Raw genomic sequence first — 20,203 nt, 5'->3', positions numbered from 1 at the left:
GTGGTGTCGTGTCGCTGATCAGGCGGGTCCGATGGTCAAGCCGGTCTCGGCGAGGCAGCCGTCTATGAGGTGACTGCGGTACTCGATGAGGCGTAAGCCGCGTCGGATGCGCTGGTCGAGGTGTTCGGGGGCACTGAAGGCGACGTTGGAGAGCCATCCGCGTCGCAGGAGAGACCAGATGCCTTCGACGAGGCTGAGGTCGGGTGCGTAGGGCGGCAGGCAGTAGATGGTCAGCCACTCCCGGGATGCCGCCCACTGCCGCAGGTCGGCGGTTTTATGGACGGTGAGGATGTCCCAGACCAGGACGATCGGGCCGCCGAACTGCTGGTGGGCGGCGATCAGCAGGTCCCGGCAGTCGCGCCAGGAGAGGCTTTTACGCCCCTCGCGTCGGCCGTCGTCTCTGCGTGGCCGGTAGATCAGCCTTGAGCGGTGGCCGGGTTTGTCGCAGGTCAGTGCGGCCATGGATATCCGTCTGCGGGAACGGCCGCGGACCCGCACCACCGGTGTGTGTCCGCGTTGTGACCAGGACTTCGCCTGCGGTCGGCGTCAGGGAGAACCCGGCTTCGTCCTCGAACACGAGCCAGGCTCCACGAGCCGCCGCGAGTCTTCCGCGCAGTGCCACACCTCCCTGACCCACCCGGCGACCGCGTCATCGTCCCGCTCGACAGCGCGTCGGGTTGGAACCTGGCAGGACCAGCCGTTGCGGACCAGGAGTTTCCGCACGCCCTGGATCGTGTAGGTCAGGTGGAAGCGCCGGCCGATCACCGTTTTGACCCGCGCCGGCGTCCACCACTGATCCTCCCAGCCATGCGCGGCCGGGCCCCTGGCCAGCTCCGCTTCCAACTGCGCGAACTGCTGTTCGCTCAGCCTCGGAAACGATGCCGGCCCCTGCGACCGCAGCGCCCGGGCACCGCCCACGTCCCACGTCCGCCGCCACGGCCCAGTTCTCGTATAGCTGCCGCCAGGTGGCGAGTAACGCTGAGTAACCGTCTGACGTAGATTTGGATTCCCCCGTTCCGCTTCTACGGGCTGGTCGCCACGCTGTGGTGATCCACCGGATGAGGCGAAGGAGCAGAGGGTGCGTCAGGACTGGGAGCCGGAAGACCTTATCGAGGTCTGGACACTGCTCGAAGATGACACGAGGAAGCTGCGAAACAAGTCCGGCGCGAACAGGCTGGGCTTCGCGATGCTGTTGAAGTTCTTCGAGGTGGAGGCCCGGTTCCCGGAGTCTGCCAAGGAGGTTCCGGCCGACGCGGTGGCGTACGTGGCCCAGCAGGTGAAGGTGCCGGAGCAGGAATGGGCGGCGTACGACTGGCAGGGCGACCGGATCAAGCGTCACCGCAAGGAGATCCGCACGGCCTTCGGCTTCCGGGCGGGTACGGAGGAGGATCAGGAGCGGCTGGCCGAGTGGCTGGCCGCTGAGCTGTGTCCGGTGGAACTGTCGCGGGACCGGCTGGCGGAGGCGGTGGTGGCCCGGTGCCGCAACGACCTCGTAGAGCCGCCGGCTCCGGCCAAGGTCCGGCGCCTGGTGGGCAAGGCGCTCAGGGATTTCGATGCGCAGTTCTGCCGCCGGACCGTGGACCGGCTCTCCCACGCGACGCGTTCGCGGCTGGAGGACTTGGTCGCGGGCAGTGACCAGGGGGGCGGCGAAGCTCAGGCCGGGGATCAGGCGACTGCGGGTGGCGGGCGGTCGTTTTTCACCGAACTGAAGGCGGACCCGGGGGTGCCGGGGCTGGAGAGCCTGTTCGCAGAAGTGGACAAGCTCCAGCGGGTGCGGAGGCTGGAGTTGCCCGCGGACTTGTTCGCGGACGTGTCGGAGAAGCAGGTGGACGCTTGGCGGGCGCGGGCCTCCAAGGAGTACCCGGCGAACCTGGAGCGGATGAAGCCGGCGCCGCGCCTGACCTTGTTGGCCGCGCTGTGCCACGTGAGGCACACGGAGATCACAGACTCGCTGGTGGAGCTGTTCATCCAGCTGGTACTGAAGATCAACACCAGGGCGGAGAAGAAGGTCGACAAGGAGCTCACGAACGAGCTGAAGAAGGTACGGGGCAAGGAGGCGATGATGCTGAGGGTCGCCGAGGCGTCCTTGTCCCAGCCCTCGGGCACGGTCCGCAGCGTGATCTACCCGGTGGTCGGTGGAGAGAAGACGCTCAAGGCCCTCGCCGCGGAGGCCGCCGCGAACGAGGCGAAGTACAAGGCGAGGGTGCGGACCGTGCTGCGCTCCGCGTACTCGGCGCACTGGCGGCGGATGCTCTCGCCCTTGTTGAACGCGCTGGAGCTCAAATGCAACAACACCGCGTACCGGCCGGTGATGGACGCCATCGACCTGCTTCAGCGCTACCTGGAGCAACCGCTCAAGGAGGGTGCGTTCTTCGACCCGGCTGAGACGGTGCCGCTGGAGGGTGTGGTGCCCGATCAGTGGCGGGCTGCGGTGGTGGACGACAAGGGCCGCGTCGAGCGCATCCCGTACGAGCTGTGCGTGCTGGTCAGCCTGCGGGAGGCGTTGCGGCGCCGGGAGATATGGGTCGTGGGCGCGAACCGGTGGCGCAACCCGGAGGACGACCTGCCGCAGGACTTCGAGGACAACCGGGACGTGCACTACGACGCGATCCAAAAGCCCCAGGACCCGGCGAAGTTCATCGCCGCCCTGCAGAAGAAGCACCGCGAGGCCCTGGACCGGTTCGAGAAGGCCCTGGCGGAGGACACCACCGGCGGGGTGGCGATCGTGAAGAGGAACGGCGAGGGGTGGATCAAGGTCTCGCCGCGGCCCAAGCAGGAGGAGCCGGAGAACCTGGTCGCCATCAAGGCTGAGATCGAACGGCGCTGGGGAACCATCGACCTGCTGGACATCCTCAAGTACGCCGAGTTCGACACCGACTTCATCGCCGAGTTCACCACGGTGGCCACCCGCGAGATGCTGTCCCGGGCCGTGCTGCGGCGACGGCTGCTTTTGGTCCTTTTCGGACTGGGCACCAACATGGGCATCAAGCGCGTCGCGGTGACCGGCAAGCACGGCGAGAGCGAGGCGACCCTGCGCCGGGTGCGGCACCTGTTCGTGAACCGGGCCAACATGCGCGCCGCGCTGGTCAAGCTGGTCAACGCCACCTTTGCGGTCCGCGACGAGATGTGGTGGGGCACCGGGACCGCCTGCGCCTCCGACAGCCGCAAGTTCGGCGCCTGGTCCTCGAACTTCATGACGGAGTGGCACCAACGCTACCGGGGCCCCGGAGTCATGATCTATTGGCACGTAGAACGAAAATCGGTGTGCATTTACAGCCAGCTCAAGAGCTGTTCGGCCTCCGAGGTCGCCGCGATGATCGAGGGCGTGCTGCGGCACTGCACCGACATGGAGGTCGACCGGCAGTACACCGACACCCACGGCGCCTCGATCGTGGGGTTCGCGTTCGCGCACATGCTGGACTTCAAGCTGATGCCCCGTCTGAAGAACATCGGCAGGGCGAGGCTGTACCGGCCGGCCGCGGGCGAGGACAAGAACTGGCCCCACCTGGCCCCGGTGCTGTCGACCAGGACGATCGACTGGGACCTGATCGCCCAGCAGTACGACCAGATCGTGAAGTACGCCACCGCCCTACGCCTGGGCACCGCGGAGGCCGAGCAGGTGCTGCGGCGTTTCACCAAGGGCGGCCCGAAGCACCCGACCTACCTGGCGATCGAGGAGCTGGGGCGCGTGGTGCGTACGGCGTTCATCTGCGACTACCTCGCGGATGAGGACATGCGCAAGGAGATCGGCGAGGGCCTGCAGGTGGTGGAGAACTGGAACTCGGCGAACCAGGATCTGTTCTACGGCAAGGACGGTGACCTGACCGGGGCGGACAAAGAGAGCCAAGAGGTCTCGATGCTCGCCCTGCACCTTTTGCAGAGCAGTCTCGTGCATGTGAACACCATGCTGGTACAGCGGGTTCTGGCGGATCCGAAGTGGGCCAGCAAGCTCACGGAAGCGGACCGGCGGGCACTGTCCCCGCTGTTCTGGACCCATGTAAATCCGTATGGAAGATTCGAACTGGATATGACCAGCCGCCTCGACCTGGACCTCGCCGCCACAGCGGCCACGGCGCCCGGACCGCGCAGTCCGCAAGGCGAGGCAGCCCCGGCCCAGAGCTGATGCAGGACGGGGCGGCCTGATTCTGGGCCGCCCCGACGGCCCTCGCCGTCCAGACGTACCCAAGGCCGATCTCCCGCTATTTCCCCCGGGCATGATGCAGGACGGGACCCGGCAGGTCCATCCGACCAGCAGGAAAACCCCTGCCGCGACCAGCGGGGTCAGCGTCCAGGCGAGCGTGAAGTCGCGCAGCGTACGGCCGTTCAGACGCTGCATCCGGGTGCCGGAGGCCCCGTCGATGGCGCCGGTGGAGACATGCGTGGTGGACATCGGCAGCCCCATCACGGCCTCGGCGCCAACGAGCACCGAGGTGGTGGCGTTGGCCCGCAGGCCCTCGGCGTGGCTGAGGTCAAGCACGCCTTCGCCGAGCGAGCGGGACACCCCGGTTCAGCCCCCGCGCCGCCCCGGCCGAGACCCAGTGCGCGCCGGTCAGCAGCCAAGCACTCGCACGCGGTGCGGGTCCTCCTGCGTACAGGCTCTCTGCCGCCGGTACCTCCGGACCGTACGGGCAGGCATCCGGGCGGCGGTCAGCGCCAGCAGCCCCGAGACACCGAACGCCACCACGGCGCTGACGAGCAGCGGCACCGCCACCTTCGAGGCCAGAGTGCTCCACCGCACCGCACCGGCATCCAGCAGGAGCCCGGCGCCGATCAGCGCTCCGAGAATCGCGTGCGTGGTGGACACCGGCAGCCTGCGGACGGTCGCCAGCACCACCCACGTCCCGGCCCCGGCCAGGACGGCGAAGGAGAAACCGGACGTCGGCCGCTCGTCCACGATCCCGGAGGAGAACAGCGCGGCCATGCTGCCCGCCAGCCAGACCGAGGCCACCGCCCCCACCACGGTGGTCGCCGCGCCCCAAGCAACCGCCGTGTGGTAGCCGGTCATCCCGGAACCGGCCAGCGTGGCCACGCCCTTGGGCACGTCGTTGGCGCCGTTGGCCACGGCCAGCGTCAGCACGCCGACCAGTACCATCCAGGTCACCGCGTCACCCCCGCTACCTGGCCCGTGCCCCGCCCGCGCCGGTGTGCCGCGAACGGCAGCTCCATGCCGCCTCCCCCTCGTCGCCCGCCACCCAAAGGTGAATGCCATATGAACGGGCAGGAAACCCAGTGGAGGCGAGTGGGTATTCCGTCCGTCCCGGAAGGAGCCAGGCGCAACCCGCGGAGGCCGCGCTCGGAGACACCCTCACCGGTCGGAAGCCCCAGCGCGCGCCAGGACCCGGTACACCGTGGCCCGCTGACAGAGAAGATCTCGGCAAGGTCGGCGATGGTGTGCTCGCCGGTGGCGTGCCCGTCAGGCCGAGGATCCACTGTCGATGACCAGGTCGGTGCCGACCACCGCGCCGGCCGCCGGCGAGGCGAGGTAGAGCACTGCGGCCGCCACTTCTTCGGCCTCCGCCACCCGGCCGAGCGGAGTCGCCGTCTTCATTCGCTCGGTACGGCCGGCCTCGGTCTCACCGGGCAGCAGCGACATGGACGTGGCAGCGGGACCCGGGCTGACCGCGTTGATGCGGATGCCCTGGTGGATGTGGTCGAGAGCGGCGGCGCGGGTCAGCGCGGAGACCGCTGCCTTCGAGGTGATGTAGGCGGCGACGTTCGGGATCCGCAGGTGCGCGCCCAGGTTGGAAGAGATGTTGACGATGGCACCGCCGCCGTTCTCCCTCATGTGCGCGATTTCGTGCTTCATGGCCAGCCAGACACCGGTGACATTGGTCCGCAGCACCGCGTCCCAGTCCTCCTCGCTCACCTCGCCGACGGGTACGGTGCCGCGGAGTATCCCGGCGTTGTTGACCGCGATGTCCAGACCGCCGAAGCGAGTAACGCTCTCGCGTACCAGGTTCTGGAGCCGGCCGGAGTCGGTGACATCGGCGGTCACAGCGGCGGCCGTGCCGCCGGCCGCCTCGATGAGGCCGACCGTCTCGTCCAGGGAGGCCGCGGTGCGTCCCGCGGCGACCACGGATGCGCCCTCGGCGGCGAAGGCGAGCGCGATCGCGCGGCCGAGGCCGGAGCCTGCGCCGGTGACGAGGACGGTCTTGCCGGTGAAGCGGTTCATTTCGGTGACTCCCTTGAGTGATGGATTACTTGGTGCGGTGGTTCAGGAGGGCCACGACGGCGAGGGCGGCCCCCGTCACGGCCAGGGACCAGGCGTCGCTGCCGAGCGTGAGCAGGAAGGCGAACAGGACGGTCGGGCCGAATTCCATCGCAGTGTTAAGCACGCCACCCGCGAGCCCGGTCTGCTGCTGCGGTACACCTTCGGTGGCGAGCACGGCGGCTCCCGCGAAGGAGGCCGCGGTGCCGGCCGGCAGCAGCACAAGGCCCGGCAGCAGTCCATACGCGTACCAGGTGTGCGCATCGAGCCCGGTGAACGCGAGAAGGGTGAGCCCGGCCGCGCCCGTGCCGAGCCCGGCGGCTGTGACGGCTCCGGCCCCGTACCGGCCGATGAGCGGTCCTGCCGCCCGGCCCGAGGCGATCAGCGCGACGGCGAACGGCACGAAGGCGGCCGAGGTCTGCAACTGTGACCAGTCGCGCGCCTGCTGGAGGTGGAGTGAGAGGACCACGAAGGTCATCGCGGTCCCGCAGGCGCTCAGTGCGATGGCCGTGAGGGCGAGGGCCCGCCGCCGGTCAAGCAGGAAGCGGGGTGGCAGCAGCGGGTCGCGGGCCCGGCACTCGACGTACCAGAACGCGGCCAGCAGCGCGGTCCCGCAGAGCAGCGGCACGAGCACGCCGGCCGGCGACCAGGGTTGAGCGTCGGTGACGACGAGCCCGTAACTGGCGAGGGTGATCCCGACGGTGGCAAGCAGAGCACCCGGCAGGTCGAGAGCTCTGTCCCGGCTCGGCGATGTGTCCGGCAGCAGCCGGGGCGTGAGGGCGAGGGCGGCGACCGCCACCACGAAGGGGACGGCGAAGGTCCAACGCCAGGAAAGCAGCGCCGAGATGACGCCGGAGAGCAGATTGCCCGCAGTCGCGCCGAGCACCGAGAGCCCGCCCCAGGTGGCCATCGCCCTGCCGTACGCGGTGGGGGAGGGGAAGACGGCGCGCAGCACGGCCATGGCGGCGGGCGCGACGAGGGCCGCGCCCGCGCCCTGTGCGAAGCGCGCCGCGAGCAGTGCCCCGATGCCGGGGGCGAGCGGGGCGGCGGCCGAGGCGGCGGCGAAGAGGACAAGGCCCGCGGTGAGGGCGCGCCGCCCGCCGTAGCGGTCGGCGAGGCGTCCGCCGAAGAGCACCAGCCCGGCGAAGGTCAGTCCGTAGGCGGCGCTAAGCAGGATCAAGTCAGCGCGCTCCAGGCCGAATTCGCGCCCGATGCGGGGCAGCGGAACAGCGATCGCGGCGAGCGTGAAGATCAGCGTGGTCTGGACGCTGCCGAGGAGGACGAAGGCGCATCGGTGTCGCATGGTGGCGACGCGGGCGGCGCCTGCGGCGGTCATGTCTCCCCCTTGATATTTGACCGATCGGTTCATTATTTGGCGCGCGGAAGGGAGCCCGGTGGCTCCGGTGAGTGTGATTCAGTCCAGCAGGGTCAGCGCCTGCTCGGCCGCGTCCCGCACCCGGGCGGGATCGTTCGACGCCTTGCCGACGATCCGTACGCCCTGCAGCAGGACGAGCAGCATGCGGGCCAGCGCGCGCGGATCGCGGTCCTCGGGAAGCTCGCCCTGAGCCTGGGCCCGTACGAGCGCGGAGTGCAGTGGGGTCTCGAGGTGCTCCCAGCTGATCTCGACCCGGCGGGCCGCAGCAGGGTCGTGCGGGGCCAGCTCGGCCGCGGTATTGGTGACGAAGCAGCCGTTCAGCCGCCCTTCCGGGGAGGCGGCTTCCGCGGCGAAGCGGCGCACCACCGCCCGCACCGCAGGCAGCGCGGGGCCCGGCTGGGACAACTCGACCAGGAGAAGCGGGTCGCGCATCTCGGCGTACCGGTCCATGGCCTTCAGATACAGCTCACGCTTGCTACCGAAGGTCGCGTAGATGCTGGCGCGGCCGATGCCGAGGTGCTCGACGAGGTCCGTCACTGACGTCGCTTCGTAGCCGCGCCGCCAGAACAGCTCAAGGGCCGACTGCAGCGCGGCGTCCGGATCGAATTCCTTGGTCCTGGCCACGTCGAAGACCATAGGCGCATCTAGAACGTTCGGTCAAATAACTGGGCGTCGTGGCCAGGTTCGTGAGGGCTCCTAACTTCCTCCGCGCTCCAGGACCCGGTACACCGTCGCCCGGGAGACGGAGAAGAGTTCGGCGAGATCGGCGATGGTGTGCTCGCCGCTGCGGTGTTCCTTGATGAGATGGGCCTGCTGGCGGGGGGTCAGCTTGGGCTGTTTGCCCTTCAGCTTGCCTTTGGAGCGGGCGACGGCCATGCCTTCGCGTGTCCGCATCCGCAGCAGGTCCACTTCGAACTCGGCGAAGGTGGCCAGGATGTTGAAGAACATCTTGCCCATCGGGTCGGCCGGGTCGTAGAGCGTGCCGCCGAGCGACAGTTTGACGCCGCGCGCGGTGAGGGAGTCGCCGATGTCGCGGGCGTCGGGCACCGAGCGGGCGAGCCGGTCCAGTTTCGGGACGACGAGAGTGTCGCCGGCGCGAACGGCGGCGAGCGCCTGGTCGAGTCCGGGGCGGTCGCGGTTGGTGCCGGTGAGCCCGTGGTCGAGGTAGATGCGGTCTTCGGCGACGCTGAGGCCGAGCAGGATGCCACGCTGCGCGGTGAGGTCCTGCTCGTCGAGACTGCACCTGGCGTAGCCAATGGACTCGTTCATGCCGGGAGTGTACGGATAGCCCCCGCTCACCGTACAGATCACCGGACACCCTAAATGAGACACCGTCACCGCAGGTCGTCCATCGCGCAGTTCCAAGATCGCGACTGTCCGGTCGGGGATCCCCTTACGAACAACCCTCAAAAGGTCCGCTATCTCATGCGACCAGTCCTGACCCGCCAGGGTCCGGACGCGGACAGTAGCGATGGCTACTCAGTGTTACTCGCCACCTGGCGGCAGCTATACGAGAACTGGGCCGCCACCACTGCACCCAACGGACGCTCACCCGCAGGTCCTTGGCGATCACTGAGCTCGCCTCACCCCGAGCGAACCGTTCCGCCGCCTGGAGCCGTAACTCCTCACGAAACTACTACCGTTCGGCGGTCAGCCCGCCCCCTTGTGGATACCCCATGCCTCCGGTGATACCGCGGCCGACGGCCAACCGTCAGCTCCTACGACACCACGAGTTCAACCTCAGTAATTGGACCGCCAAGGGTATGTGGAGTGCTTTTGGCCAAATACCGCGCCTGAGTCACTCCCGATGTGGCGGCCGCAATGGCCGAGGGGATTTTCGGGATGCAGGCGAATGGCTAAAAGTCTGAGCGCTGGCGCAAATTAATCAAGAATATGAGTGACGCTTCGATCAACTCATGCACATAGTGGTGACGGCGATGGGCGGCCACACTTGTTACGCCAAGGCGACAATTTCCCGTCGGAGCAAAACCATAATGGCCGGCGCAAGTCGCATCTCAACGAAGATGGCGATCTCGCGCCAGCCAACCCAGACGGTGAGGCGACGATCGTGGATCACATCGTCGGACGTGATCCCGCCAAATCAGATAGCCCCTTCACGTCGCTAAGCCGCGAGGGGGCGGATGCCAAGGAATTCGATACCGGGAGTGAGTAGACCTGCCTAGGCTAGAGCACGGCATCGCTGCTGGCCGAGTCACGGGGGTCGAGGTGTACTCGCCCGAGGAGGTCCAGACAGCGATCCAGCGGAGTGCGAACAAGTTCGCCGGCCAGGACGCGGACCTTACTGTTCTGCCCGGCTCAACTCGTTCTGATATCCAAGAGATTGCGGAATTACTAGGCCTGAGTAAGGGCAAGACGAAGCGAGTTGCTCAGCGGATGATGGACATGATGCGCGACGAGGAGTGGCTCATCAAGAGTAAAGTCCCGTACGGCTATATCAGCGGACCGTTCGGCGGTTGATCATGAAAGGAGGTGAGAGGTGAGAGGTGAGCCAGTTCAGCCAACTACTGGGCACTGACTTCGACGGCCAGCCGACTACGGATCTTGATGATGTCATCTACGGGGGTCTTGACGACCCGCGACACCGTGACCGTGTACCCGGTCTCATCGAGCTGATGGAGGACGCTTCGGCACCTGTTAGGGAGCGTTTTCTTTCCTGCTTGGCGCTCACTACGTGGGGCGAGTTGGCCGGATACAACGCGGTTATGAGCGCTGCGAGGAACGCCAAACTCGCACCGTGGTACGAAATCCTCATCGACCGGAAGTTTTCGGTAGACAGCACGTTCGCGCAACTTGCGGTGTCCGTTAGCGACAGCGACGAAATGGCGGAAGAGAAGGGGACGCTTACACAGCGGACCGAGGCCTTCCGTGCACTTGTGCACATCGTCGACAGCGAATACTTCGAGGACAAGCTCGGAGAGATCATCGACCGCACCTCAGTGAGCACGCTCCTTGGCGACATCGCTGGGACGGTGGAAAGAGGAGTCGCATCCCTCACCGTTCAGAAACCCCAAAGGTTCGACGTCGCGACTCAACTTGTTGACTTGGCATGTGCGGTGGCACTCGTCGACGGACGCGTTGCCGCAAAGCTGGTCATGGACGTACTGAGTGTTGCACCGTCGCATCGCACGCTGGTGCACGCAGTCACGCTTCTTCACCGCTCGAAATCTCCGGAAGTGCAACAGCTCGGTGATTACATGACCTCGATTGGTGACGAGCAGGTACGTCACATGGTGACGCAAGCTCTCCAACAAGGTGGCGGATCGCATGACCGTCAACCTTGAGCCCTCGTGATGGCGTCGGATTACAGCGGCCAGTTACTGGAGTCGGTGTCGGTTCGGCGTCGGCGGTTGCGGGATGCCGTTCTGTTCGGGGCGCAGCGGCAACGGTGTTCGGTGGATGAGCGGTTGGGGAAGGTGTTCGCCGGGGTTGTGGTCGCGGCGGTTCGGCGGCACCACTTGGCCCCGCGGAGCCGCCACCTCCGAGGTCGTTCGGCTGCCGTGCGGTGGTTGCCGACTGCGCCTACTCCGTCAGCGACGCAGCCGCCTCCCTGGGAGTGTTGACGCAGAACGTCACCACGCCCCTTCCGACCGGCACCCTCCCGGAACGGAGACCAAGGCGACACGCACTCAGGGCGTCAACAAAGGCAGTCCTCGACCTCCTAGCCCGCCAGACCGGTCTGCTCCGCCATCCGGACGCCCCAGGCACCCCAGCATCACCGCTCACCGACGTCACGACCGTCGGCCACTGGGTCGTACGCCGTACCAAAGCACACAAGGCGACGCTCCCCCCTGGCTATCGCGCACATGCCCGACGAGCCCTTCGCCCGCATCCGCCCACCCCCACACAAGCTCATGGGTCCCCTTCGGCCAAGAACTGCTCACACTGGCCGACTACGACATCGAACGCAGACTGACTGACGAACAAGCCTGCAACTCTTCGGCGAGGTCATCGAAGAGATCACCGACGGCTCCGACATCGCGCTGCTCACACTCGCCCAGAACATTCGCTCCGCCTGCCCGGACCTCAACAACACGCTCCTCCAACCCGACACCCTCGCCTTCGACCCCAGACAGCCACTCTCCGAACACCGGCTCAAGGGACTGCGCCACCTACGTCTGCGCACCGACCTCCGCGACGAGACCAGCCAGCACTACAGCCACCGCGGAGAAGACGAGGCCGGAGAGATCGGCGTCGGCTCCCACTTCTGGCGAGACCCCCGACGCCCCCGTCACTACTTCAGCACCGCGAGGAAACCGGCCACCGCCGCCGGCGGCTCACCCCGAGGCTCCCGCGTCGAGGCCCACTGGGCCTGCACCGGCAGGGACAAGAACAAGACCTACGGCATGAAACACGAGATCCACCAGGACGTGTGGAACCCCCAGCTCTTGGAGATCGTCATCGCCCGGCATTCTCTCGATGACGACCCGGCTGCCTGGGCACAACAGCGCTACGAGGCAACGCACTCCTCCGACCCTCTGATCCTCCCCGCGGCGCTCCACCTCGGACACACAGTGAGCAAGCACATCCTGCCTGCCCATCTCGTCGAGCCCCTCACCGAACACGACCGCTAGCGTCATGACGCCATCGGCCCCGCCCCGCGCGACGCCCACGCCCAGTGAGCGTCGCTCAACCCGCGTCAGCAGCGCTACCTCGGTCCTGTACGAACTCGACCATCAAGCCAAGCAAGAACAGCACAACCGCTGGCACCAGAACCTTCCGCGCGAACCAGCAGAAACATGGAGATGGATCCCGTACGCCACCAGATCCCTACTCGCCAACCCCACCCCGGCTCAACAACTTCTCGAAAGCGACGGCCTGCACGACCCAGGCGCCGGAGCAACACTCGCCGCCTGGCCCGCCTAGGCCTCATCCTCCTCCGAGACATCGACATCGGCTCGGCCAAGGGACACACCCGCCAGACACAGATCCGACTCACCAAACTGGGGCGCGCCACCGCCCGAACCACCCAGCCCGCCGCACCCACCCCGAGCGCACACCCCCTTCCCGAATGGCTCATGGAAGCCCTCGCCACCGTCGCCCGCGCGGGGCCTGACGGCCTGCCGAAGTACGAGATCTCACGCGCAGCCGCACCCCGAGTCGGCCCACGCGGACTCCGCCTCATCGAGGAAGGCCAGGCGTGGTCCTACCAGCTCACCATGGCAGGAACCGCCCTACTGAAAAACTCGCCCCCGAGTCCCCGACCGTGATGCCGCCGACACGCTCCGGGCCACCAGACCGTCCGCACAGGCGGCAAACTCAACGAGATCCCGCCTGATCACGACACGGTGCCGCTTCCACCACAACCCGAGCACCGATACCAAGAGCCCATGTCATTCCTGCCCCATCTGTACCGTGCCCTGCCCTGCCGACGCCCCTCGGAACGTCGCGCGCGAAAATTACAGAAGCACGGTCCGTGTCACCCGACCCGCGTCTTCGGCAGATGCGCGGACATGGCCACAACCAGTGAATCTCCGCAGGTCACCCGGAGAGCGGCGCGACCAGCCCTTGTCGTCGGCTCCTGCCGGACACTCGAACCCGCGGCCAACGCACCGGCGCTCCAGATGAACAACATGCCCTTACCGTTCGAGCCGTTCAAGCGGCCCCTTCATCCACCTCTGCCCCAACCGGCAGCACGTCGGGCGACAGAGCCGCTGCGTGCGCCGCGGCACTGGTCATCCGCTTACGGTGGTGGCGCCGACACAGCACCTCGTACCCCACGTCCTTCGCCGGCCGGTGCACGTCTCCGACAACGACCTGCTCGCCCTCGACCACCATCTCCCCGCCCACCGTCCGCGCATTGTGCGTTGCCCGGGCACCGCACCAGCACATCGCCTCGACCTGCAGCGTCGCCAGCCGGTCGGCCAGCTCGATCAGCCGCTGCGAGCCAGGGAAAAGCCGGGTGCGGAAGTCGGTGGTGATACCGAACGCGAACACGTCCAGATGCAGGTCGTCGACGATGCGGGCCAGTTGGTCGACCTGCGCCGGCGCAAGGAACTGAGCCTCGTCCACGATCACGTAGTCGACCTTGCCGCCCCGCGACAACTGCTCCACCACATAGCCGTACAGATCCCTGCCCGGGCCCGCCTCCACCGCCTCGGTCACCAACCCCAGCCGAGACGACAGCTTCCCCTCCCCCGCGCGGTCGTCCCGCGTGAAGATCACACCCTGGAGCCCTCTGGCCGACCGGTTGTGGCCAATTTGAAGCGCCAAAGTCGACTTCCCACAGTCCATCGTCCCGGAGAAGAACACCAGCTCGGGCATGGCGAGTTGAGCACCTTTCGACCGAAGGGGGGCCAGGGAAGGAGGTCCAGGGAAGGGGTTCCAGAAGGGAATTCAAGCAGGCGATGATCAGGAGCGTACTTCGAGCAGCGGGACCAGCTGCTCCGCGGGTGTCATCGAACCGTGGTTGCCGAACATCGACGACTCCTTCGGTTCCCGCTCCGAGGCGATGAGCAGGACGTCGTCGCGAGCCGCCGCGACCACGTCGCCGATCCGGGCGTACACCCGCTCCTCGATCTCATGGGGCCGCCCGAACCAGCCCGCCGCGATCGCCTCGTCCCGGGATGCCACCCAGAACTGCTCGCCGAGCACCTCGCGCCAGCAGGTCAGGACGTCCGACTCGGCGCCCGGGACGGCGTACACATGCCGGGCGCGGCCCTCGCCGCCGAGCAGGGCGACCCCGGCACGCAGCTCCCAGTCCTCGTCGAAGTCGATGCGGTGGGGCTCACCGAAGGGAATGTCGATCATGCCGTGGTCGGCGGTGACGTACAGGGCCGTGCGGGGCGGCAGTTGCTCGGCCAGGCGCTGGACCAGGCGGTCGACGTACATGAGCTGTCCGCGCCAGGGATCCGAGTCGACGCCGAAACGGTGGCCCTTGCCGTCCACCTCGGCGTAGTACGTGTAGACCAACGAGCGGTCCCCGGCGGCCAGCTGCCGGGCCGCGAGGTCCATGCGGTCCTCACCGGAGAGGCGTCCGTGGAACGTTCCGCCGCTCAGCGCGACCTTCGTCAGAGGCGTGTTCGCGAAGTTCGGCGACGAGACCTGCGCGGTGTGCACACCCGCCGCGTCGGCCCGCTGGAAGACCGTGGGGTACGGCTGCCAGACGTGCGGCGGCGTCCAGGGGTTCCAGCGGAGCTGGTTCATCAGCTCGCCGGTCTCGGGATTGCGCACGGTGTAACCGGGCATGCCGTGTACGCCCGGCGGCAGCCCCGTACCGACCGTGGCGAGCGAGGTCGCGGTGGTCGCGGGGTAGGCCGCGGTGATCGGGCGGCCGGTGCCGCCGCGGGAGCTGCCCAGGAGGGAGCTCATGAAGGGGGCCTCTTCGGGGTGCGCCTTCAGCTGCTCCCAGCCGAGGCCGTCGATCAGGAAGACGCAGTTCCGGTCGGCCGGGGTCAGTTCCGCCAGCGTGGCGCTCAGATCCGGTACGCCCATGCCCGCGGCGAGCGTGGGCAGCAGATCGGCGAGCGAACCGGAGCCGTACTCGGGCACGGGTGCGGACTCGACGGTGAGCGGTTCCGGGTGGTCCCAGAGGGGCTGCGCCATTACGGGGTGACGTCCGCGGTCGCCTCGGAGAGCGACTGCGCGAAGGCGAGTGTCTGCCGCACGGCGTCCGGGCCGTCCCCGGCCTCGCTGACGCGCAGGCTGAGGTCGTCCGCCGTCGAGCTGCCCGTATACCCGTGGTCCGCCTCGCAGTTGGGGTCGCCGCAGGCCGCCGGCTCCAGGTCGAGGCGGGAGACCGCGCCCCAGCCGATGGTGAGGACGACCTCGCGGGGCAGCGTCCCGGGCACGTACTTCTCCGGATTGGCGACGACCCGGCTGAGGACGACCGACGAGATCCGGCCGAGCTTCACGGACTCGGTGGACGTCGTCGCGTACGGCGTCGGCGAGGTGCTGTCCGCCGCCTGCTCGTCGGTGTGGCTCACGATGAAGCGGTTGTCGGTGAGGACGAGCACCGTCACATGCCGACGCACCTCGTTGGCGTCGAACGTCGTCTCCTGGTGGACCAGATACGACCGGATGGCCTCGCCGCCGACAGCGGCCTCCACCGCCTCGGCCACGAGGGCCGGGTAGTAGCCGCTGCGCTCGATCGCCGCTCGCAGCCCCTGGGTCGATGTACTGGTCTTGGCCATGACGCCCATCCTACGGGGGCGCACTGACTGCGAGGCACCGCTCAGTACACAGGAAGCGTGCGCGGACCGAGGTCGTCGCGGGCGGGCGGGGGCGCGAGCCGGACGGAGGCGCCGAGCACGGTCAGACCGCGCGGGGCCACGACCACGGGCTCCAGGGTGACGGAGACCACCTCCGGGTGGTCGTCGACGAGGCGCGACAGGCGCAACAGCAGTTCTTCCAGTGCCGCCGTGTCGGCCGGTGCCGAGCCCCGCCAGCCGAAGAGGAGCGGCGCGGTCCGGATCGACCGGACCAGCGAGGCCGCCTCGCGGTCGGTGACCGGAATCAGTCGGTGTGCGGTGTCGCCGAGCAGCTCCGAAGCGGCCCCGGCGAGCCCGAACGAGAGCACCGCTCCGGCCGCCGGGTCGATGACCGCGCGGACGACGGTGTCGACCCCGCGCGGCGCCATCTGCTGCACCACCGGACGCAGCACCTCGGGCGTCCCGAAGAGGTCCGTCAACTCGGTGTACGCCCGCCGCAGTTGCTCCTCGTCCGACAGATCCAGCCGTACGCCGCCCAGGTCCGCGCGGTGCCGCAGGTGCGGGGCGGTGGTCTTGAGCGCCACGGGGTAGCCGAGGCGCGCCGCCGCCGCGACGGCTTCGTCGGGTGTCGGCGCGGGCAGGGCACGGCGTACGTCGATGCCGTACCGCCCGAGCAGCGTGCAGGTGTCGTCGGTGCCGAGGGTGAGGCCGCCGCCCATGGCGCCGTTCCCCAGCAGCCCGTCGATCTGCTCGGCGGCACCCTTCTCGTCGATGTCCTCGAACTCGGGGACCCGGCCGGGCTCGGCGGCATCGCGCCGCCACTGTCCGTATCTGACGGCTTCGGCGAGGGCCCGGACGGCACGCTCGGCGGCGGGATAGGCGGGGATGAGACGCGTCTCGTCGACGGGGGGCTGCGCCGGGCGCTCGGCAGGAGGGGACACCTGAGGTCCGACGGCGTGAGGTGCTGCGCTGCTGGTGGCGGGGGGTGCGGTGCTGGTGGCGGCGGAGAGGGCCTCGGCGAGCCCGCCGAGTTCCACGTGGACCACGAGGACCGGCTTCGCCGGGGAGGCCGCCGCGGCCGAGCGGAGCGCCTCGGCCAGGGCGGCGTCGGCCACCGACGTCTCGGCCACCGCCGGGATCGCGGTGACCACCACGGCGTCGCACCCCTCATCGGCCAGCGCACGCGACACCGCTGCGTGGAAATCGTCCGCCGAAGCCGCCGTGGTGAGATCCAGCGGCGGCAGCGGCCGCAGCCCTTCGGCCAGACAGGCGTCGTACGTGAGCAGCCCCAGCGACTCGGAGTTCCCGAGGATCGCCACGCGCGGCCCGGCGGGGAGCGGCTGGCGTGCCAGCAGCAGCCCCGCGTCGACCAGCTCGGTGATCGTGTCCACCCGGATGACCCCGGCCTGCCTCAGCAGCGCGGACACGGTCGCGTGCGGCAGCCGGGTGGCCCGTACGGCGTGCCCCGGGGGTGCGGCCCCGCCGTGCCGCGCCCCCTGCACGACGACCAGCGGCTTGGCCGCGGCGGTCCGCCGCGCAAGGCGCGTGAACTTCCGCGGGTTCCCGATGGACTCGAGGTACATGAGCGCGACATCGGTGTCGGGATCGTCGTACCAGTACTGCAGTACGTCGTTGCCGGACACGTCCGCTCGATTGCCGGAGGAGACGAACGTCGACACTCCGGTCACGCCCGTGACGCCGCCGCCGCGCCGGTGCAGCCGGGACAGCAGCGCGATCCCGATGGCGCCGGACTGTGCGAACAGGCCGATCCGCCCGGTCCGCGGCATCTGCGGCGCGAGCGAGGCGTTGAGCCGCACGTCCGGTGCGGTGTTGATGACTCCGAAGGCGTTGGGCCCGATGATGCGCATGCCGTACGTGCGCGCGTGGCGCACGAGTTCGCGCTGGCGCTCCAGGCCCTCGGGGCCGCTCTCGGCGTACCCCGCGGCGATCACGACGAGCCCCTGCACCCCGTGCTCACCGCACTCGGCGACGGCCTGGGGCACGTGCTCGGCCGGGACGGCGACGACGGCGAGGTCGACGGGCTCGGCGATGTCGCGGATCGAGCGGTACGCCGCGACCCCGCCGAGCTCCTTCTCCTGAAGCGCCCTGTTCACCGCGTACAGCCGCCCGGTGAACCCGGCGTCGCGGAGGTTGTCGAGGACGCTGCGGCCCACTCCCCCGGGCGCGCGGCCCGCCCCGATGACGGCGACCGAGCCGGGCGCGAGGAGCCGGGCCACGGACCGTGCCTCGGCGCGCTGCTCCCGCGCGCGCTGCACGGCCAGCGAGCGGTCGGTGGGCTCCAGGTCGAACTCCAGGCGTACGACGCCGTCTTCGAAGCTGCGCTTCTGCTGGTACCCGGCGTCCGTGAACACCTTGATCATCTTGGTGTTGGCGGGCAGCACCTCGGCGGCGAACCGGCGGATGCCGCGCTCACGGGCCACCGCGGCGACGTGTTCGAGGAGAGCGGAGGCGACGCCGCGGCCCTGGTGGGCGTCCTGCACGAGGAAGGCGACCTCGGCCTCGTCGGCGGGCGCGGAGGCGGGCAGCCCCTCGGCGTTGATGCGGTCGTAGCGTACGGTGGCGATGAACTCGCCGCCGACCGTGGCCGCGAGTCCCACCCGGTCCACAAAGTCGTGGTGCGTGAAGCGGTGGACATCCTTGGCGGACAGGCGCGGGTACGGCGCGAAGAAGCGGTAGTACTTCGACTCGTCGGACACCTGCTCGTAGAAGCTGACCAGGCGGTCGGCGTCCTCGGTCGTGATCGGCCGGATGCGCGCGGTGCCACCGTCGCGCAGCACGACGTCGGCCTCCCAGTGGGCGGGATACTCGTGCCGGTCCGACGAGGTCTGCATGGGCCCCAGAGTACGGCTCGCGTCCGACAACGGCGCGAGGCAGTCTGGGGACCGCACTCGGGCCCCCGCCGGGCTCATGGCCTCCACCGGGCTCAACACCCGCTCGGGGGCGCGCTTCACGATATGGAACAATGGTCTAGACAACCATGAGACACCTGAAGGGCAGCATCACATGGCTGAGCGCCGCGTCAACGTCGGCTGGGCCGAGGGCCTCCACGCCCGTCCCGCCTCCATCTTCGTCCGTGCGGCCACGGCCGCCGGCGTCCCTGTGACGATCGCCAAGGCCGACGGCAACCCCGTCAACGCCGCTTCCATGCTCGCGGTGCTCGGCCTGGGCGCCCAGGGCGGCGAGGAGATCGTCCTGGCCTCCGACGCCGAGGGCGCGGACGCCGCGCTCGACCGCCTGGCCAAGCTGGTCGCGGAGGGCCTGGAGGAGCTGCCCGAGACTGTCTGATGCGCCCCTGTGCGCCTGAACCGGCGCCGCTCTCGCGGACCTGGTTGGGCGCCGTCGGGGTTCCTCAATTGTTGGTTGCGGTAGTGGTCGCTCCAAAGACGCCATCCACACGCACACCAAAAGGGCTCGCCCGGAATACCGGGCGGGCCCTTTGCTATTCCAGATTGCGGGCAGCAGAAATAATCCCCCGCGAATTACTTCCCCTTTGTATACGGCGCCACTGTTAATGCCGCAGGCTCGCTGTGTTTACGGGGTGTTGCGAAGTCCTCACACGCTCCACGCGATCACCGCGTTCGGGAAAGCGCAACCGGTGCGCGGCCGTCGCCCGCTCGGTGTGCAGTGCCGTGATCGCCCGGGCCCGCTCGCTGTCGCCGCGCGCGACGGCGTCCACGATGCCGCCGTGCTCCGACCAGGACTCGGCGGGGTGGGCCGGCGCCTCGACCGAGTACATCCAGGCGATCTTGTGCCGCAGCTGGGTGAGCATCGAGGTCAGCGCGGGGCTGCCGGAGGCCTGCGCGAGCGTCTCGTGGAACCAGCCGCCCAATGAGCGCAGATCCTCGCTGTGGCCCCTCCTGGCCCGCTCCTGCCCCAGCCTGACCAGGCCTCGCAGCACCTTGAGGTGCGCTTCGGTACGGCGCTGCGCGGCGCGCGCCGCGCCCAGCGGCTCCAGGAGCATACGCATCTCCAGGAGGTCGGCGGCCTCCTGCTCGGTGGGTTCCGCGACGCACGCGCCCGCGTGCCGGCGGGTCACGACGAAGCCCTCCGCCTCCAGCGTGCGCAGGGCCTCCCGCACGGGAACCCGCGAGACGCCGTAGCGACGCGCGAGCAGTTCCTCGGTGAGCCGGCTGCCGCGTTCGTAGACACCCGCGACGATGTCGTCACGGATCGCCGTGCATACCGAGTGCGCGGGAATACGCATGACCGGACCTCCGCCTTAATCCCCGCGAAACGCGGTCGATTGACGCTAGTTCAGTGACTCTATTGCAGAGAGCCGGAAATTCCGATGGCGGGCCGGAATCCATAGCTATTTTTTGGACACACGGTGACACGGAACAGGCAGTCGTCCCGTCGGCATACGGACATACGCGAAAGCCCCGGCTCGGTGAAGCCGGGGCCTTCGGGAGCGGTGCGGTGAGCGCGAGGGGG

Annotated in this window: 15 protein-coding genes and 3 pseudogenes; 5 read left to right on the top strand and 13 right to left on the bottom strand. The window is 68.7% G+C overall.

The features are described 5' to 3' along the window. Positions 1-18: 18 nt before the first annotated feature. Positions 19-936: pseudogene (locus G5C60_RS53995) on the bottom strand (IS630 family transposase); the annotation flags it as partial. A 142-nt stretch (positions 937-1,078) separates the two neighbouring features. On the opposite strand from G5C60_RS53995, the gene G5C60_RS06540 reads away from it, so the two are divergent. Beyond that, positions 1,079-4,123 (top strand): Tn3 family transposase, encoded by a 3,045-nt coding sequence (locus G5C60_RS06540; RefSeq protein ID WP_338145719.1) that lies wholly within the window; start codon positions 1,079-1,081, stop codon positions 4,121-4,123. 150 nt (positions 4,124-4,273) lie between these two features. Here the strand turns inward: G5C60_RS06540 and G5C60_RS53990 are convergent. The 7 genes and pseudogenes from G5C60_RS53990 to G5C60_RS53985 form a co-directional block, all read right to left on the bottom strand. Continuing rightward, positions 4,274-4,501: pseudogene (locus G5C60_RS53990) on the bottom strand (inorganic phosphate transporter); the annotation flags it as partial. A 48-nt stretch (positions 4,502-4,549) separates the two neighbouring features. Continuing rightward, positions 4,550-5,092: an inorganic phosphate transporter gene (locus G5C60_RS06530; protein ID WP_241266555.1), complete on the bottom strand. Its 543-nt coding sequence runs from the start codon at positions 5,090-5,092 to the stop codon at positions 4,550-4,552. A gap of 321 nt (positions 5,093-5,413) precedes the next feature. Then, complete coding sequence (locus G5C60_RS06525; RefSeq protein ID WP_165255526.1) at positions 5,414-6,172, bottom strand: SDR family NAD(P)-dependent oxidoreductase; 759 nt, start codon at positions 6,170-6,172, stop codon at positions 5,414-5,416. Between the two features lie 25 nt (positions 6,173-6,197). Beyond that, a complete protein-coding gene (locus tag G5C60_RS06520) occupies positions 6,198-7,544 on the bottom strand; it encodes an MFS transporter (protein ID WP_165255524.1) in 1,347 nt (448 codons plus the stop codon). Between the two features lie 78 nt (positions 7,545-7,622). Continuing rightward, positions 7,623-8,207, bottom strand: a complete 585-nt coding sequence (locus tag G5C60_RS06515) for a TetR family transcriptional regulator (protein ID WP_165255521.1) — start codon at positions 8,205-8,207, stop codon at positions 7,623-7,625. A gap of 72 nt (positions 8,208-8,279) precedes the next feature. Next, the gene (locus tag G5C60_RS06510) at positions 8,280-8,852 is read right to left on the bottom strand and encodes a recombinase family protein (protein WP_165255518.1); all 573 of its coding nucleotides are present in this window, start codon (positions 8,850-8,852) and stop codon (positions 8,280-8,282) included. A gap of 253 nt (positions 8,853-9,105) precedes the next feature. Then, a pseudogene (locus tag G5C60_RS53985) lies at positions 9,106-9,261 on the bottom strand (IS630 family transposase); the annotation flags it as partial. Positions 9,262-9,809: 548 nt separating this feature from the next. Here G5C60_RS53985 and G5C60_RS06505 point away from each other — a divergent pair. The 3 genes from G5C60_RS06505 (at position 9,810) to G5C60_RS06490 (ending at position 12,175) form a co-directional block, all read left to right on the top strand. Beyond that, positions 9,810-10,061 carry a hypothetical protein gene (locus tag G5C60_RS06505; protein ID WP_165255515.1) on the top strand — a complete coding sequence of 84 codons (252 nt, stop codon included), beginning with the start codon at positions 9,810-9,812 and terminating at the stop codon, positions 10,059-10,061. A gap of 26 nt (positions 10,062-10,087) precedes the next feature. Next, the gene (locus G5C60_RS06500) at positions 10,088-10,885 is read left to right on the top strand and encodes a hypothetical protein (protein ID WP_338145718.1); all 798 of its coding nucleotides are present in this window, start codon (positions 10,088-10,090) and stop codon (positions 10,883-10,885) included. Between the two features lie 645 nt (positions 10,886-11,530). After that, complete coding sequence (locus G5C60_RS06490) at positions 11,531-12,175, top strand: RNaseH domain-containing protein (RefSeq protein WP_165255571.1); 645 nt, start codon at positions 11,531-11,533, stop codon at positions 12,173-12,175. A gap of 1,021 nt (positions 12,176-13,196) precedes the next feature. Here G5C60_RS06490 and G5C60_RS06485 read toward each other — a convergent pair. From G5C60_RS06485 to G5C60_RS06470, 4 genes are all read right to left on the bottom strand, one after another. Next, positions 13,197-13,865, bottom strand: coding sequence for a thymidine kinase (locus tag G5C60_RS06485; RefSeq protein ID WP_165255509.1), 669 nt, complete (start codon positions 13,863-13,865; stop codon positions 13,197-13,199). 87 nt (positions 13,866-13,952) lie between these two features. Further along, positions 13,953-15,146, bottom strand: coding sequence for an alkaline phosphatase family protein (locus G5C60_RS06480; RefSeq protein WP_165255507.1), 1,194 nt, complete (start codon positions 15,144-15,146; stop codon positions 13,953-13,955). Beyond that, entirely contained in the window at positions 15,146-15,733 is a 588-nt protein-coding gene (locus tag G5C60_RS06475; protein ID WP_165255504.1) for a DUF5998 family protein, read from the bottom strand. The genes G5C60_RS06480 and G5C60_RS06475 overlap by 1 nt, the downstream gene beginning before the upstream one ends. Before the next feature lie 41 nt (positions 15,734-15,774). Beyond that, a complete protein-coding gene (locus tag G5C60_RS06470; protein WP_165255502.1) occupies positions 15,775-18,603 on the bottom strand; it encodes a bifunctional acetate--CoA ligase family protein/GNAT family N-acetyltransferase in 2,829 nt (942 codons plus the stop codon). A 172-nt stretch (positions 18,604-18,775) separates the two neighbouring features. Between G5C60_RS06470 and G5C60_RS06465 the strand changes: the two genes are divergently transcribed. After that, entirely contained in the window at positions 18,776-19,057 is a 282-nt protein-coding gene (locus G5C60_RS06465; protein ID WP_030021209.1) for an HPr family phosphocarrier protein, read from the top strand. A 223-nt stretch (positions 19,058-19,280) separates the two neighbouring features. Here G5C60_RS06465 and G5C60_RS06460 read toward each other — a convergent pair whose 3' ends face one another. After that, on the bottom strand, positions 19,281-19,976 hold the full coding sequence (locus G5C60_RS06460) for a GntR family transcriptional regulator (protein ID WP_165255499.1): 696 nt from the start codon (positions 19,974-19,976) through the stop codon (positions 19,281-19,283). Between the last annotated feature and the right edge of the window lie 227 nt (positions 19,977-20,203).

Source organism: Streptomyces scabichelini (genome assembly GCF_011045015.1).
GTDB lineage: Bacteria > Actinomycetota > Actinomycetes > Streptomycetales > Streptomycetaceae > Streptomyces > Streptomyces scabichelini.
Note: the sequence above shows the minus strand (reverse complement) of the source record. Positions and strands in the feature narration are given on the sequence as shown.